The sequence below is a fragment of the Kitasatospora purpeofusca genome (assembly GCF_034043715.1).
Classification (GTDB): Bacteria; Actinomycetota; Actinomycetes; order Streptomycetales; family Streptomycetaceae; genus Kitasatospora; species Kitasatospora purpeofusca_A.
Window position 1 is genome coordinate 93826 of record NZ_JAXCLC010000020.1, and the last position, 15213, is coordinate 109038.

The following is a 15213-nucleotide window of genomic DNA, read 5'->3' on the forward strand; positions in this document are numbered from 1 at the left end:
CTCATGAGCCGCCTCGAACTGCTGCCCGCCGTCGACGTCCGGGACGGGCAGGCCGTCCGCCTGGTCAAGGGCGCCTCCGGCACCGAGACCTCCTTCGGCGAGCCGCTCGCCGCCGCCCTCGCCTGGCAGAGCGCAGGCGCCGAGTGGCTGCACCTGGTCGACCTCGACGCCGCCTTCGGCACCGGCTCCAACCGCGAGCTGGTCCGCGGGATCACCGAGACCCTCGACATCAAGGTCGAGCTGTCCGGCGGCATCCGTGACGACGCCTCGCTGGCCGCCGCCCTCGCCACCGGCTGCACCCGGGTCAACCTCGGCACCGCCGCCCTGGAGAGCCCGGAGTGGGTCGCCAAGGTCATCGCCGAGCACGGCGACCGGATCGCCGTCGGCCTGGACGTGGTCGGTACCACCCTGCGCGGCCGGGGCTGGACCAGCGAGGGCGGCCAGCTCTTCGAGGTGCTGGCCCGCCTGGACGCCGAGGGCTGCGCCCGCTACGTGGTCACGGACGTCAACCGGGACGGCACCCTGACCGGCCCCAACCTCCAGCTGCTGCGCGATGTGTGCGCCGCCACCGACCGTCCGGTGGTCGCCTCCGGCGGGGTCTCCTCGCTGGACGACCTGGTCGCCATCGCCGGCCTGGTCGGCGAGGGAGTCGAGGGCGCGATCGTCGGCAAGGCACTCTACGAGCAGAAGTTCACCCTCGGAGAGGCTTTGGAGGCGGTTTCGGGATGACGGAACGTCGGATCGCGCGCGGCCGGGTCGGCGGGTTCTCCGCCTGGGAGGACATCCTCGGCGTGTCGCAGGCGGTCGCCGCCGGGGACCACGTCCACGTCGCCGGCGCCAGGCCGGTGGTGGACGGTGTGCTGCAGGGCGAGGGCGACCCCTACGAGCAGGTGCGGGCCGCCTTCGGCAACGCGCTGGAGGCCCTGGCCGCGTACGGTCTGACGGCGGACGACGTGGTCCGCACCCGGGTGCACCTCACCCACTCCCGTGACATCGACGCGGCGGGCCGCGCCCACCAGGAACTCTTCGGGACCGTGCGCCCGGTCGCCACCGTCGTGGTGGTGCAGAGCCTGGTCGACTCGCGGCTGCTCGTCGAGGTCGAACTCGACGCCCACCGCGCCGGGCTCGCCGCCACCCTGGAAGCTCTGGAAGGCAAGCAGCCGTGACCCTCGCAGTACGTGTCATCCCCTGTCTGGACGTCGACGCCGGCCGTGTGGTCAAGGGCGTCAACTTCCAGAACCTGCGGGACGCCGGGGACCCGGTCGAGATGGCCAGGCTCTACGACGCCGAGGGCGCCGACGAGCTGACCTTCCTCGACATCACGGCGTCCTCCGGCGACCGCGAGACCACCTACGACGTGGTCCGCCGCACCGCCGAGCAGGTGTTCATCCCGCTCACCGTCGGCGGCGGCATCCGCGCCGTCGAGGACGTCGACAAGCTGCTGCGGGCCGGCGCCGACAAGGTCGGCGTCAACACCGCCGCCATCGCCCGCCCCGAGCTGGTCCGCGAGATCGCCCGGCGGTTCGGCCGCCAGGTGCTGGTGCTGTCGGTGGACGCCCGCCGCTGCGCCGAGGGCACCGAGACCGCCTCCGGCTTCGAGGTCACCACCCACGGCGGACGCGAGGGCACCGGCCTGGACGCCGTGGAGTGGGCCGGCCGCGCCGCCGAGCTGGGCGCCGGCGAGATCCTGCTCAACTCGATGGACGCCGACGGCACCAAGGACGGCTACGACCTGGAGCTGATCCGGTCCGTCCGCGCGGCCGTGTCCGTCCCGGTGATCGCCTCCGGCGGCGCCGGGAAGCTCGCCGACTTCGCCCCCGCGGTGGAGGCCGGCGCGGACGCGGTGCTGGCCGCCAGCGTCTTCCACTTCGGGGACCTGCGGATCGGCGAGGTCAAGGACGCGCTGCGGGAGGCCGGGCACCCGGTCCGCTGACCGCGCGGCCCGGCACTCGCCCGGCATGGCGCTGCCCGGCCCGGCGCGCGGCCGAGCGGTCGCGCGCCGGGCCGGGTGCGGCACCCGTCAGGCGTCCTTCGGCGGCTCGCCCTTGATCAGGGCGAACGTGGCGCCGAACGGGTCGGCCAGCCAGGCGATCCGGCCGACGTCCGGCACGCTCTCCGGGCCCATCAGCACGGTCGCCCCGGCGCCGGTGGCCCGGGCGACCACCGCGTCCACGTCGGAGGAGCCGAAGTACGGCGTCCAGGACGGCGGCCGGGACTCGGCCATCACCGGGGCGATGCCGCCGAAGGAGGTCGCCCGCAGGTCGCCCTCGGCCGGGGAGAGCACCTTGTACGTCATGCCGGGCGCCGGGAAGTCCTCCTCGCGCCAGCCGAACACCGTCCGGTAGAAGCCGAAGCCGGCGTCCACGGAGCCGGTGTGCAGCTCGACCCAGATCAGCGCGCCGTCCTCGGACACGGCGTCCAGGCCGGTGACGGCGCCCGGCTGCCAGACCGCGAACTCCGCGCCCTGGGGGTCGGTCAGCTGGGCCATCCGCCCGGCGTCCATCACGTCGAAGGCCGGGACCCGGACGGTGCCGCCGGCCCGCTCGACGGCCGCGGCGGCGGCCTCGGCGTCCGGTGCGCGGAAGTACGTCGTCCAGGCGGAGTGCGCGCCGTCCTCGGTGAGCGGGCCGACGGCGGCGACCGTCCGGCCGTCCAGTTGGAGGAAGCCGTAGCCGCCGGCCTCCGGGCCGGCCGACCGGAAGGTCCAGCCGAACACCGCCCCGTAGAACGCGGCGGCGGCGGCCGGGTCGGGGCTGCCGAGGTCGACCCAGCAGGGGGAGCCGGCCGGGAAGTCGGTGGTGAGCATGGTGTCGCGTCCCTTCGAGGGAGACGGTAACGACGGGCAGGGGCCGGACGGCCGCCACCGTGGGCCCGGCGGCGCCCCTCCCGGCCACCTGCGAGTCTGCACCCCGCCACCGACATCCGCAGCCGGGGCGGGATCCGGCGGCGCTCCCGGCGCTCCCGGCGCTACCCGCGCTACCCGCGCTCGGGGAGCGGGAGGGCGTGCCGCAGGGCCTCGACGGCGTCGTGCGGGCCGTCGACCTCGACCCGGGCGCGGGCGCCCCGGCCGAAGGCGAGCAGCACCAGCTCGCCGGGCTCGCCGGTGATCCGCACCGTCGACGGGCCGGCCGGGCCGACGGCCAGGCTCCGGCCGTCGGGGTGGCACAGTTCCAGCCGCACCGGGGAGCGGCGGCCGGCCTCCATCCGGGCGGGCAGCGACAGCCGGCGCCAGAGCGCCTCGGCCCGGCCGGCCGGCACCGCCGTCGGCACCGGGTCGTCGCCGGCCCGGGCGACGTCCTCGGCGTGCACGTAGTACTCGACGGTGTTGGCCGCCTCGTCCGCGCCGGGCAGGGAGAACAGGGAGAACGGGGGCGGCCCGGCGCGGAACATCCGGACCAGCTCCTCGTACGGCCGCCCGGCGTAGGACTCCTGCACCCGGTGGGTCCAGCCGGCCAGCGGGCCGCCCCGGATGCCGGCGGCGGCGTCCGGCCGCCGCTCGCGGATCACCAGGTGGGCGGCGAGGTCCCGGGTGGACCACCCGGCGCAGAGGGTGGGCGCGTCCGGCCCGGCGGCGGTCAGCAGTTCGGCCAGACGGTGGCGCTCGGCGAGAGCGTGGTTAGACATGCGGCCCACCCTACGAGTGCCGACGGGGAGTCAGCGCAGGCGCCCGGTGAGCTTGCCGGTGTCCGGCCGGTTGCCCGCCGTCAGGACGCAGGTGTAGTCGCGCCAGCCCTGCTGGTAGAACGCGTAGCTCGGGCCCACCGAATAGCTGTAGTACGGCCCGCCGCCGCCCTGCCGGGCCTCGGCGGCGGCCTGGACGTCCTTGCAGCCGTCCCGCATCGCGTTGGCGACCGCGTAGTCGCCGGTCAGCCCGTCGGGGAGCAGCTGGTCGGCGATCGCCTCGCCGTCGTGCTTCCCCTCGCAGGGACGGGCCTCCGGCTTGGTGACCGTCCGGCTCAGCTGCGGGTGGTCCAGGCAGGTGCCGACGGTGAAGAAGCTGTACGGGACCACCTTGGTCGGCGTCGGGGTGGGTGTCGGGGTCGGGGTCGGCGTGGGGGTGGGTGTCGGGGTGGGCGTCGCGGTGGGGGAGGGCGGGGGCGGCGCGGGGGCCGGGTCGTCCCCCGGCCACAGCAGGACCGTGGCGACCACCGCGAGCAGCAGCACCAGCACCGCCGCGACGCCGACCCGCAGGCCCCGGGACGGCCGGGCGTCGTCGTCGCCGGGGCGACCGCCGCCGGGACGGTCGCCGCCGGGACGGTCGCCGCCGGGACGGTCGGCCGCGGACCGGTCGCGGCCGGGCGGCTCGGCGGGCTCGGCGGAGTGCTGCTCGGAGGTCATGAGCACGAGAATGGCGCAGAGCGGGGCCACCCGGCAGGCGGTTGGCACAACTCGTTCGATCGGATGGTCCTCCCGGTCGGACGCCGCGCCCCGCGCCCCCGCTCACGTGCCGCTCCCGGGCCGCTCACCTGCCGCTCACCGGCACGGCCGCGAGCCGGGCGGCGACCCTGGCGGCCGGACCGGGCTGTCACAATGGCCCCATGTCCACCACACCCGCCGCTCCCGGCTCCACCGCCCTGGCCCCCGAGATCGCCGCCCGGCTCAAGCGGACCGCGGACGGGCTGGTCCCGGCCGTCGCGCAGCAGTACGACACCGGTGAGGTGCTGATGCTGGGCTGGATGGACGACGAGGCGCTGCACCGCACCCTCACCACCGGCCGCTGCACCTACTGGAGCCGCAGCCGCCACGAGTACTGGGTGAAGGGCGACACCTCCGGCCACGTCCAACTGGTCAAGTCGGTCGCGCTGGACTGCGACGGCGACACCCTGCTGGTCAAGGTCGACCAGACCGGCGCGGCCTGCCACACCGGCGACCGCACCTGCTTCGACGCCGACGTGCTCCCGCTCGGCTGAACCGCCCGCTCCGCCCTCCCCGTAAGGTGCCGCCCGCATGGACCTCGAAGCCTTCCGCAAGCTCGCCGTCGACACCCGGGTCATCCCGGTCACCCGCAGGCTCCTCGCGGACGGCCTCACCCCGATCGGCCTCTACCGCGGCCTCGCCGCCGAGCGCCCCGGCACCTTCCTGCTGGAGTCCGCCGAACAGGGCCGCAGCTGGTCGCGCTACTCCTTCGTCGGGGTCCGCAGCGCCGCGACCCTGACCACCGGCCCGGACGGCGACGCCCGCTGGCTCGGCGCCCCGCCGGTCGGCATCCCCACCACCGGCAACCCGCTGGAGGTGCTGCGCGCCGCGCTGCGGACCCTTCACACCCCGCGGCACCCCGACGACGGCCTGCCGCCGCTCACCGGCGGCCTGGTCGGCTACCTCGGCTACGACGTCGTACGGCGCCTGGAGAAGCTGCCCGACCTCAACCCGGACGACCTGCGGCTGCCCGAGCTCACCCTGCTGCTCGCCACCGACCTCGCCGTGCTCGACCACGTCGACGGCACCGTGCTGCTGATCGCCAACGCGGTCAACCACAACGACCTGGAGAGCGGGGTGGACGAGGCCCACGCGGACGCCGTCGCCCGGCTCGACCGGATGGAGGCCGACCTGCTGAAGCCGGTCGACCCGGGCCTGGCCACCTTCACCCCGACCGGCCCCGGCGAGGTCCGCTCACCGTTCGGCGGGGCGCCCTACCGGGCCGCGGTGGAGGAGATCAAGGAGCGGATCCGGGCCGGCGAGGCGTTCCAGGTGGTCCCCTCGCAGCGCTTCGAGGCGCCCTGCCCGGCCTCCGCGCTGGACGTCTACCGGGTGCTGCGCACCACCAACCCCAGCCCGTACATGTACCTGTTCCGCTTCCCCGGCCCGGACGGGGGCGCCGAGGGCGGCTTCGACGTGGTCGGCTCCAGCCCGGAGGCGCTGGTCAAGGTCACCGACGGCGAGGCGATGCTGCACCCGATCGCCGGCACCCGGCACCGCGGCGCCACCCCGCACGAGGACGCCGGGCTGGCCGCCGAACTCCTCGCCGACCCCAAGGAGCGGGCCGAGCACCTGATGCTGGTGGACCTCGGCCGCAACGACCTCGGGCGGGTCTGCGAGCCGGGCAGCGTCGAGGTGGTCGACTTCATGCAGATCGAGCGCTACAGCCACGTCATGCACATCGTCTCCACGGTGACCGGCAAGGTCGCCGAGGGGCGGACCGCCTTCGACGTGCTGACCGCGTGCTTCCCGGCCGGCACGCTCTCCGGCGCGCCCAAGCCGCGGGCGATGCGGATCATCGAGGAACTGGAGCCCACCCGCCGCGGCCTGTACGGCGGCTGCGTCGGCTACCTGGACTTCGCGGGGGACTCGGACACCGCGATCGCGATCCGCACCGCGGTGCTGCGCGACGGCACGGCGTACGTCCAGGCCGGCGCCGGCGTGGTGGCTGACTCCGACCCGCACGGCGAGGACACCGAATGCCGCAACAAGGCCGCCGCCGTCCTGCGCGCGGTCGCCACCGCGAATACGCTGCGTAGGCCGTAGGCCGTAGGGCGTGGGCCCTGGGCCCCGCGCACGTCGCGGGGCCGCCGCAGCGGAAGGGACGACAGCATGCCTGACGTGCAGCGGCGGATCGTGGCCGCCGCCAGGGAGCAGCTGCTGCGGCAGTCCGGCGGCCACGGCGGGGTGCGCTCGGTGGTGAGCGAGGACGGGCCGGCAACCAGGCTCCTGGTGCTGGCCCCCGGGGCCTCGTCGGACGCCGCCGGACGGTACCGGACCGGGGACGCGCTGGTGGTGCTGGAGGTCGCGCCGGTGCCCGGGCCGACCGGGGGCCACCGCACCCACGCGGACGCGCGGGTCCCGCTGTACGTCCTGGTGGACCCGGGGGAGGCGGTCTGCACCGTGCACAGCCGGCCGCTGCCGGGGGTGGGGTACCGGGAGGCGGAGCGGGTGCCGTTCGGGAACGATCTCTTCCTGCCGCTGGAGGAGGGGACGCTGGTGCTGGAGACGGGCGACTTCCCGGTCGAGCCGCCGACCCCGGGTGCGGCGGCGGGGTGAGGGCGGGGGACACTGGTCCGGTGAGCGCTGAAGCCCGTACCGACGCCGTGTCCGCCGACCCCGCCGCCGCATCCGCGCCCGCCGCACGGGCCGGGCGGCGCATGCTCGCGGTGATGCTGCTGCTCACCGCGCTGGGCGCGGTGCTGGTGCTGACCGCCGCCGGGCGGGTCTGGGCCGAGGGCCTGGCCGGCACCCTGGAGGTGTCCGTGACCGGCGGCAGGATCTCCGAACTGCCCGCCGGGCTGGCCCTGGTGGCCCTGGCGGCGGCGGTCGCGGTGTTCGCGGCGCGCGGCGTAGGCCGGCTCGCGGTCGGGGCGCTGACGGTGCTGGCCGGGTTGGGCGCCGCCGTGGCCGCCGCGGTGGGCGCGGGGGACACCGCGGCGCTGGACGCCGAGGCGGCCCGCAAGCTGGCGCTGACCGGTTCCGCCGCGACCGGGGTCGGGCACACCGCCTGGCCGTGGGTGGCGCTGCTGGGCGGGCTGCTGCTGGCGCTGGCCGGGTTCCTGACCGTCCGGTACGGGCGCGGCTGGCCGGCCATGGGCAGCCGGTACGAGGCGCCGACCGGCCGGGCGCCGGTCCGGCGGGCGACGGCGGCCGAGACCCCGGCGGACCTGTGGAAGGCACTGGACCGGGGCGAGGACCCGACCGCCCGGTGAGCCGGGCGGACCCGGTCGCACTGTGACGCGATAGACCCGCCACCCGCTTTGGGCCGCCGGTGTACGGCCCGGCACAATGGAGGCGTCAACCCGCCAGGGGCCCGCAGGCCCGGCCGGGGCCCCGAGAGCGTAGGAGCACCATCTGATGTCTGCAGGAACGAAGGCCGCCAGCGGCCACACCGTCGCCGCCTGGACCGGCGTGACGATCTCCTTCATCGGCTTCGCCATCGCGGGTGTCGCGATGATCCTGCCTTCGGTGCTGCTGGTCTGGGGCGGCCTGGCGGTCGTGGTCCTGGGCGGCGTGGTCGGCAAGGCCATGGCGATGGCGGGCATGGGCGCGCAGCCCAGCGCCCACGTCTACACCCCGGAGGAGCAGGCGGCGCTGGCCGCCAGCCCGGCCTGAACCCGGCCGGACCTCCTCACGTGAACGGCGGGCGGCAGGCCCGCCGTTTCGTTTCTCCCGCCCGGCCGCCGGGAGGGGCACAATCATGGGCGTGAACGCCGCCCCCGCTCCCACCGCCGCCGCCCGGCCGTCCGGCCCCCGCCGGCTGGTTCCGCCGCTGGCCGCCGCGGTCGCCGTGGCCGTCCCCGCCGGGTACATCGCCGCGGTGGACCCGAACAGTCCCGGGCACTATCCGGACTGCCCCTTCCTCGCGGCCACCGGCTGGTGGTGCCCGGGCTGCGGCGGGCTGCGCTGTGTGCACGCGCTGACCCACGGGGACTTCAACGGCGCCCTGCACGACAACGCGGTGGCGGTGCTGCTGTTCGCGGTGCTGGCGGTGCTCTGGGCGCGCTGGCTCTGGGCGGCGTCGCGCGGCCTGCCCGGGCCCCGGCTCGCGCTCGGGTCCCGGCGCTGGGTGCTGGTGGCGCTGTTCGTCCTGGTCTTCACGGTGGTCCGCAATCTGCCGGTCGGTGCCGGTCTGGCCCCGCCGTCGGTCTGAGCCGGGAAGCGGCGGGGGAACGGTGAAGGCGCAGGCCGCAGCCCCCGCGCGGTGTCCGTACCACGAGACGCGCGCCGGGCGGATGCGCTGCGCGCCCCCCCGTGCCGATACCATCGGAGGGCCGGGGGCCCATTGGTCGCCGGCTCCTCGCCAGTAGTACCGGCAAATCATGATGGGGGCGCCCGAGTGAGTGTGCTCGACTCGATCGTCGAAGGGGTCCGCGAGGACCTCGCCGAGCGACAGGCCCGGGTCCCGCTGGACCAGCTCAAGGAGCTCGCCGCCAAGGCCCCGGACGCCAAGGACGGCGTGGCCGCGCTGCGCGGTGACGGCATCCGGGTGATCTGCGAGGTCAAGCGCTCCAGCCCGTCCAAGGGCGCGCTGGCCACGATCGCCGACCCGGCCTCCCTGGCGACCGACTACGCGGCCGGCGGTGCCGCCGCGATCAGCGTGCTGACCGAGCAGCGCCGCTTCGGCGGCTCGCTGGCGGACCTGGACGCCGTCCGCGCCGCCGTGGACACCCCGTTGCTCCGCAAGGACTTCATCGTCACCGCCTACCAGCTGTGGGAGGCCCGCGCGCACGGCGCCGACCTCGCGCTGCTGATCGTCGCGGCTCTCGACCAGCCGGCCCTGGTGTCGCTGATCGAGCGCGCCGAGTCGATCGGCCTCACGCCGCTGGTGGAGGTGCACGACGAGGAGGAGATCAAGCGCGCGGTGGACGCCGGGGCGCGGATCATCGGCGTCAACGCCCGCAACCTCAAGACCCTCGAGGTGGACCGCAACACCTTCGGCAATGTCGTCCACGCCATTCCGGACGGCGTCGTCAAGATCGCCGAGTCCGGGGTGCGCGGTCCGCTGGACGTGATCTCCTACGCCAACCTGGGCGCGGACGCGGTCCTGGTCGGCGAGTCCCTGGTGACCGGCAAGGACCCGCGGGCCGCCGTGGCCGACCTGGTCGCGGCCGGCGCCCACCCGGCGATCCGGCACAAGGACTGATCCCGCCGCCATGAAGATCGCCACCCGTCTCGCCCCCGGCTGCCGCCCGCGCGGCTGCCGCGCGCCCGCGCGCCGGGTGCTGGGGCGGCGGGTGCGGTACGTCATCGGCTGCGAGCCCGGACAGGTACCCGGGAGGCGATGGCGTACGACGTCCGGCTGAGCACAGCCAGCAGACGTCACGTCATCCGTCGACATCCGTCGACATCATCCCGAGGGACTCCACCATGTCCGAGAAGTCCGAAAAGTCCTCCGCAGAGTCCGGGCGGGACCACCTGCCCGGTGCCGAGGTGCCCGACGCGCGCGGTTACTTCGGCGCGTACGGCGGCCGTTTCATCCCGGAGGCGCTGGTCGCCGCCGTGGAGCAGGTCGCCGAGGAGTACGAGAAGGCCAAGGCCGACCCGGCCTTCGCCGCCGAACTCGACGCGCTGCTCAAGGACTACACCGGCCGCCCCAGCCCGCTGACCGATGTGCGGCGGTTCTCCGCCGAGGCCGGCGGCGCGCGGATCCTGCTCAAGCGCGAGGACCTCAACCACACCGGCTCGCACAAGATCAACAACGTCCTGGGGCAGGCCCTGCTCACCAGGCGGATGGGCAAGACCCGGATCATCGCCGAGACCGGCGCCGGCCAGCACGGCGTGGCCACCGCCACCGCCTGCGCCCTGTTCGGCTTCGACTGCACCATCTACATGGGCGAGGTCGACACCCAGCGGCAGGCGCTCAACGTCGCCCGGATGCGGATGCTGGGCGCCGAGGTGGTGTCCGTGACCTCCGGCAGCCGGACGCTCAAGGACGCCATCAACGAGGCGTTCCGCGACTGGGTCGCCAACGTCGACTCCACCCACTACCTGTTCGGCACCGTGGCCGGTCCGCACCCGTTCCCGATGATGGTCCGGGACTTCCACCGGGTCATCGGGATCGAGGCGCGGCAGCAGGTGCTCGAGCGCACCGGCCGGCTGCCCGACGCGGTCGTGGCCTGCGTCGGCGGCGGCTCCAACGCCATGGGCATCTTCCACGAGTTCATCCCGGACGCCGGGGTGCGGCTGATCGGCTGCGAGGCGGCCGGCGAGGGCGCCGACACGCCCAGGCACGCCGCCACCCTCACCAAGGGCGACCCGGGGGTGCTGCACGGCTCCCGGACGTACGTCCTGCAGGACGAGGACGGCCAGACCATCGAGTCCCACTCGATCTCGGCCGGCCTCGACTACCCGGGCGTCGGCCCCGAGCACGCCTGGCTGAAGGACACCGGCCGGGCCGAGTACCGCCCGGTCACCGACGACGCCGCCATGCGGGCGCTGCGCCTGCTGTCCCGCACCGAGGGCATCATCCCGGCCATCGAGAGCGCGCACGCGCTCGCCGGCGCCCTGGAGCTGGGCCGCGAACTCGGGCCCGAGGCCACCGTGCTGGTCTCGCTGTCCGGGCGCGGCGACAAGGACATGCACACCGCCGCCGAGTACTTCGGCCTCTACGACGAGCCGGGCGCCGGCTCCGCCCACGGGGGTAAGTGACCATGACTTCCAAGCTCAGTGGCATCCTGGCCGCCGCCAAGGCGGAGGGCCGCGCCGCGCTGATCGGCTACCTGCCGGCCGGCTTCCCGTCCGTGGACGGCGGCATCCGCGCCGTCGGCGCGCTGATCGAGGGCGGCTGCGACATCGTCGAGATCGGCCTGCCGCACTCGGACCCGGTGCTGGACGGCCCGACCATCCAGACCGCGGACGACATCGCACTGAAGGGCGGGGTGCGGATCAAGGACGTGCTGCGCACCGTCCAGGAGGTGGCCGCGGCGCACCCCGCCGCGGCGGTGCTGGTCATGACCTACTGGAACCCGGTGGACCGGTACGGCGTCGCGCGGTTCGCCGCCGACCTGGCCGCGGCCGGCGGGGCGGGCTGCATCCTGCCGGACCTGCCGGTGGAGGAGTCCGTGGAGTGGCGCAAGGCGGCCGAGGAGCACGGTCTGGACACCGTGTTCGTGGTCGCGCCGAGCAGCAAGGACCGCCGGCTCGCGGAGGTCACCGCGGCCGGCAGCGGTTTCGTGTACGCGGCCGCGGTGATGGGCGTGACCGGCAGCCGGGCGCAGGTCGGCGACTTGGCCGAGGACCTGGTCGCCCGGACCAGGGCCACCACCGAGCTGCCGGTCTGCGTCGGCCTCGGCGTGTCGACCCGTGAGCAGGCGGCCCAGGTCGCCGGGTTCGCGGACGGCGTCATCGTCGGTTCGGCCTTCGTCCAGCGGATCCTGGACGCGGACGGGGACGAGGAAGCCGCGCTCGCGGCGGTCCGCGAGCTGGCCGGCGAACTCGCGCAGGGCGTCCGCCGCGGCTAGTCCCTCCTTCGATCGCACTGCTGACGGTCGCGTTACTGACGGCCCGTCGCCTCTCCGGAGGTGGCGGGCCGTCGGCGTTCCCCCGGGTGCGGGCGGCCGGTCGGACCCGAACGGGTGAACAGTGCGGGGCGCGCGCATCAGCAGGGGTTGACCGGCGTTGAGTGGAGGGACGAGTGCACGAACCACGTGCCCCCGGGGGCGCGGGAGCGAGCGGAAGGGGTCGGCCGATGCCCGGTCTTCAGCGAGCCGTGCTGCTACGGGCGGCCGCGGCCGCGCTGGCCCTCGGCGCCGCGCTCGGGGCGCAGGCGGCGGTCGTCCCGGCCCTGGCCAAACGGGGGGTGGAGCGGGCCGAGCGGGACGCGTACGTGTGCGCCGAGGCGGTCCGGATGGAGGCGGTGGCGCGGGCCGGCCGCTCGGATCCGCAGGGGCGGCCGGCGCTCCTCGGCGACAGCCGGTACGAGCCCGGCAGGTACGAGGTCGGCCGGTACGAGCTCGGGTGGCCGCCCGGCTGTGACCCGGTCACTCCTTAGGGTGAAACCTGGTCAACCGATATCAATGTTCACTCTTTTGGCTTAACTCGCGAAACCGGAGGAACCCGGCGTCACCGTCGACGGTTCATAGGGCGTGACGGTGTTTCCCGAGGGGGTGGTCCGGATGGCCGGGCCGGTGACGGAGTGGATCGGCACGGCGGCCCGGTTGGGTCTGGCCGTGGTCTGGGGCTGGGCGGGGCTGGCGAAGATCGCCGACCCGGCGGAGGCCGCCCAGGCGGTGCGCGCGTACGAGATCCTGCCCGAGGCCCTGGTCAAACCGATCGGCCACGGACTGCCCTTCCTGGAGCTGGCGCTCGCGCTGCTGCTGGTGGTTGGCCTGGGCACCCGCCTGGTCGCGGCGCTCTCGGCGGGGCTGCTGCTCGCCTTCATCGCCGGGATCGCCTCCGCCTGGGCGCGCGGCATCTCGATCGACTGCGGATGCTTCGGCGGCGGCGGGGCGGTCGACTCCTCGCAGACCGAGTACCTCCAGGAGATCCTGCGCGACACCGGGTTCCTGCTGCTGGCCGGCTGGCTGCTCCGGTGGCCCCGCACCAAGTTCTCGGTGGACGGCTGGCTGGCGCGCTGAGCGCCCCGTCCTCCCACCGCACCCCCGCCCCCGAATCTGGAATGTCCAAAGGCTGATGAGCGAGAAGAACCGAGAAGGCAAGCGCACCGCCCGCGAGCGGATGCTGGCGGACCGGGCCGCGGACGAGGCCCGCGGCCGGAAGAAGAAGAAGCTGATCATCGGCGGGGTGGCGCTCGCGGTGATCGCCGCCGCCGTGGTCACCGGCGTGGTGGTGCAGGACCAGCGCTCCAAGCCGGAGACCCCCACCGCCGCCCCGGCCGGCGCGATCGGGGACAAGAACCTGGTGATCCCGGTCGGCTCGGACAACTCGCCGGCCGTCCTCACCGTCTACGAGGACGCGCGCTGCCCCGCCTGCGGCACCTTCGAGCGGGAGTTCGCGTCCACCATTAGCCAGCTGGAGGACGCGGGCAAGGTCTACACCAACTACCACATCGTCTCGTTCATCGACCGGGCGGTGCCGGGCAAGGGCTCCCGCTACGGCGCCAACGCGCTGGCCTGCGCCCAGGACGCCGGGCACTTCCGCGACTACCACGACGTGCTCTACCGCAACCAGCCGGACGAGACCAGCGACGCCTTCGGCGACAAGGCGACCCTGATCAGTCTCGGCAAGCAGGTCAACGGACTCGACACCCCCGCCTTCGAGTCCTGCGTCAACAACTCCACGTACGGCGGATGGGTGTCGGCGGTCCAGCAGGACTTCGACAAGTCGAGCTACAAGTCCACGCCCACCGTGCTGCTCAACGGGCAGCCGATCTACCCGAAGTACAACAACGAGGAGATCACCCCGGCCAACCTGGTGAAGTGGGTCGACGCCGCCAACCAGGGCAAGACGCTGGGCACCCCGGGCACCCACGGCCAGTCGCCGGCTCCCACCAGCACCGCCTCGGAGAGCAACAACCCCTCGCCGAAGGCCGGCTGAGCCGGGCCCCCGCGCCACGGCCGCCGCCGCCCCCTCCCCGGCCGGAGGGGGCGGCGGGCCGTGCTTCCGGCCCGCGCGCCGATCGGTGCACCGGTCCGTGCGCCGGTCTGTGCACCGGTCCGTGCACGGATCTGTGCACCGACTGTGACCCGCCGGGGTGTCCTGGACGGGCCGTCGACCCTGTAGCGTCGGAGCTGCCATGGATATCGCCTACATTCCCAGCCCGTCGCGGGGCGTCCTGGAAATCGGACCCGTCCCGCTGCGCGCCTACGCCTTCTGCATCATCCTCGGTGTCGTCGTGGCCGTCTGGCTCGGCAGCAAGCGCTGGGTCGCCCGCGGTGGTGGCAAGCACACGGTCGGCGACATCGCCGTCTGGGCTGTGCCCTTCGGCCTGGTCGGCGGCCGGCTCTACCACGTGATCACCGACCACCAGCTGTACTTCGCCGAGGGGAAGAACCCCTGGAACGCCTTCAAGATCTGGGAGGGCGGCCTCGGCATCTGGGGCGCGATCGCGCTGGGCGCGGTCGGCGCCTGGATCGGAGCCCGCCGCCGGGGTGTCCCGCTGCCCGCCTACGCCGACGCGATCGCCCCCGGCATCGCGCTCGCCCAGGCGCTGGGCCGCTGGGGCAACTGGTTCAACCAGGAGCTCTACGGCCGTGAGACCACGCTGCCCTGGGGCCTGGAGATCAAGAAGACGCTGCCGGGCGGTGAGGTGGTCACCGGGATCTACCACCCGACCTTCCTCTACGAGTCGCTCTGGTGCGTGGGCGTCGCGGCGCTGGTGATCTGGGCGGACAAGCGGTTCGCCCTGGGCCACGGCCGGGCCTTCGCGCTGTACGTGGCCGCGTACACGGTGGGCCGGTTCTGGACCGAGTGGCTGCGGATCGACGACGCGCACTACATCTTCGGCCTGCGGCTGAACGACTGGGTCGCGATCTTCGTCTTCCTCGGCGCCGTCGCGTACCTCGTGATCGTCGGGAGGAAGCACCCCGGCCGCGAGGACCCGGCGAGCATCGACCCGATGGCCGACGCGGACGAGCGGGCGTCGGCGTCGGCCGACGAGGCGGGCGGCAAGGCGGCCGGCGAGTCAGCCAGTAAGTCGGCCGACAAGACGGCCGACGAGCCGGACGAGAAGTCGGGTGGGACTCCGGGCGGGAAGGCCCAGGACGCCCTCGCCGAGAAGCTCGACAAGTTGGAGAAGGACGTCAGGAACCCCGCCTGAGCTGCGCCGATCCAGGCCCCCGGCCGCCCCCCCCCCCCCGGGGGGGGGGGGGCCGCCGGAAGTTGGGGCCACCC

General features: G+C 74.5%; 20 protein-coding genes. 17 read left to right on the forward strand and 3 right to left on the reverse strand.

Annotation, left to right across the window (positions count from 1 at the left end):
• The first annotated feature begins 3 nt into the window (after window positions 1-3).
• Genes priA through hisF form a run of 3 tightly spaced genes read left to right on the forward strand, consistent with a single transcriptional unit; the run spans window position 4 to window position 1933 of the window.
• Entirely contained in the window at window positions 4-729 is a 726-nt protein-coding gene (priA, locus tag SM793_RS13205) for a bifunctional 1-(5-phosphoribosyl)-5-((5-phosphoribosylamino)methylideneamino)imidazole-4-carboxamide isomerase/phosphoribosylanthranilate isomerase PriA (RefSeq protein ID WP_320438332.1), read from the forward strand.
• On the forward strand, window positions 726-1166 hold the full coding sequence (locus SM793_RS13210) for a Rid family hydrolase (protein WP_320438333.1): 441 nt from the start codon (window positions 726-728) through the stop codon (window positions 1164-1166). The genes priA and SM793_RS13210 overlap by 4 nt, the downstream gene beginning before the upstream one ends.
• Window positions 1163-1933, forward strand: a complete 771-nt coding sequence (gene hisF / locus SM793_RS13215; RefSeq protein WP_320438334.1) for an imidazole glycerol phosphate synthase subunit HisF — start codon at window positions 1163-1165, stop codon at window positions 1931-1933. The genes SM793_RS13210 and hisF overlap by 4 nt, the downstream gene beginning before the upstream one ends.
• A gap of 87 nt (window positions 1934-2020) precedes the next feature.
• Here the strand turns inward: hisF and SM793_RS13220 are convergent, their stop codons facing one another.
• From SM793_RS13220 to SM793_RS13230, 3 genes are all read right to left on the reverse strand, one after another.
• Complete coding sequence (locus SM793_RS13220) at window positions 2021-2806, reverse strand: VOC family protein (RefSeq protein ID WP_320438335.1); 786 nt, start codon at window positions 2804-2806, stop codon at window positions 2021-2023.
• Between the two features lie 170 nt (window positions 2807-2976).
• A complete protein-coding gene (locus SM793_RS13225) occupies window positions 2977-3624 on the reverse strand; it encodes a TIGR03085 family metal-binding protein (RefSeq protein WP_320438336.1) in 648 nt (215 codons plus the stop codon).
• 30 nt (window positions 3625-3654) lie between these two features.
• Window positions 3655-4338, reverse strand: a complete 684-nt coding sequence (locus SM793_RS13230; protein WP_320438337.1) for a hypothetical protein — start codon at window positions 4336-4338, stop codon at window positions 3655-3657.
• Window positions 4339-4538: 200 nt separating this feature from the next.
• Here SM793_RS13230 and hisI point away from each other — a divergent pair, with 200 nt between their 5' ends.
• From hisI to lgt, 14 genes are all read left to right on the forward strand, one after another.
• A complete protein-coding gene (gene hisI / locus SM793_RS13235) occupies window positions 4539-4910 on the forward strand; it encodes a phosphoribosyl-AMP cyclohydrolase (RefSeq protein WP_320438338.1) in 372 nt (123 codons plus the stop codon).
• Window positions 4911-4947: 37 nt separating this feature from the next.
• A complete protein-coding gene (locus tag SM793_RS13240; protein ID WP_320438339.1) occupies window positions 4948-6462 on the forward strand; it encodes an anthranilate synthase component I in 1515 nt (504 codons plus the stop codon).
• A 66-nt stretch (window positions 6463-6528) separates the two neighbouring features.
• On the forward strand, window positions 6529-6975 hold the full coding sequence (locus SM793_RS13245) for a hypothetical protein (protein ID WP_320438340.1): 447 nt from the start codon (window positions 6529-6531) through the stop codon (window positions 6973-6975).
• Between the two features lie 101 nt (window positions 6976-7076).
• Complete coding sequence (locus SM793_RS13250) at window positions 7077-7631, forward strand: TIGR02234 family membrane protein (protein WP_413815948.1); 555 nt, start codon at window positions 7077-7079, stop codon at window positions 7629-7631.
• A 145-nt stretch (window positions 7632-7776) separates the two neighbouring features.
• A complete protein-coding gene (locus tag SM793_RS13255; protein ID WP_320438342.1) occupies window positions 7777-8034 on the forward strand; it encodes an HGxxPAAW family protein in 258 nt (85 codons plus the stop codon).
• Between the two features lie 91 nt (window positions 8035-8125).
• Entirely contained in the window at window positions 8126-8572 is a 447-nt protein-coding gene (locus SM793_RS13260) for a DUF2752 domain-containing protein (RefSeq protein WP_320438343.1), read from the forward strand.
• A gap of 186 nt (window positions 8573-8758) precedes the next feature.
• Complete coding sequence (gene trpC, locus SM793_RS13265) at window positions 8759-9565, forward strand: indole-3-glycerol phosphate synthase TrpC (protein WP_320438344.1); 807 nt, start codon at window positions 8759-8761, stop codon at window positions 9563-9565.
• A 10-nt stretch (window positions 9566-9575) separates the two neighbouring features.
• Window positions 9576-9725: a tryptophan biosynthesis modulator TrpM gene (trpM, locus tag SM793_RS36400; RefSeq protein WP_413815946.1), complete on the forward strand. Its 150-nt coding sequence runs from the start codon at window positions 9576-9578 to the stop codon at window positions 9723-9725.
• A gap of 64 nt (window positions 9726-9789) precedes the next feature.
• Window positions 9790-11070, forward strand: coding sequence for a tryptophan synthase subunit beta (gene trpB / locus SM793_RS13270; protein WP_320438345.1), 1281 nt, complete (start codon window positions 9790-9792; stop codon window positions 11068-11070).
• Window positions 11071-11072: 2 nt separating this feature from the next.
• Window positions 11073-11882 carry a tryptophan synthase subunit alpha gene (gene trpA / locus SM793_RS13275; protein ID WP_320438346.1) on the forward strand — a complete coding sequence of 270 codons (810 nt, stop codon included), beginning with the start codon at window positions 11073-11075 and terminating at the stop codon, window positions 11880-11882.
• A 227-nt stretch (window positions 11883-12109) separates the two neighbouring features.
• Window positions 12110-12412: a hypothetical protein gene (locus SM793_RS13280; protein WP_320438347.1), complete on the forward strand. Its 303-nt coding sequence runs from the start codon at window positions 12110-12112 to the stop codon at window positions 12410-12412.
• A gap of 94 nt (window positions 12413-12506) precedes the next feature.
• On the forward strand, window positions 12507-12998 hold the full coding sequence (locus SM793_RS13285) for a MauE/DoxX family redox-associated membrane protein (protein ID WP_320438348.1): 492 nt from the start codon (window positions 12507-12509) through the stop codon (window positions 12996-12998).
• A 55-nt stretch (window positions 12999-13053) separates the two neighbouring features.
• The gene (locus SM793_RS13290) at window positions 13054-13917 is read left to right on the forward strand and encodes a DsbA family protein (RefSeq protein ID WP_320438349.1); all 864 of its coding nucleotides are present in this window, start codon (window positions 13054-13056) and stop codon (window positions 13915-13917) included.
• A gap of 199 nt (window positions 13918-14116) precedes the next feature.
• Window positions 14117-15139, forward strand: a complete 1023-nt coding sequence (gene lgt / locus SM793_RS13295; protein WP_320438350.1) for a prolipoprotein diacylglyceryl transferase — start codon at window positions 14117-14119, stop codon at window positions 15137-15139.
• Window positions 15140-15213 lie beyond the last annotated feature (74 nt).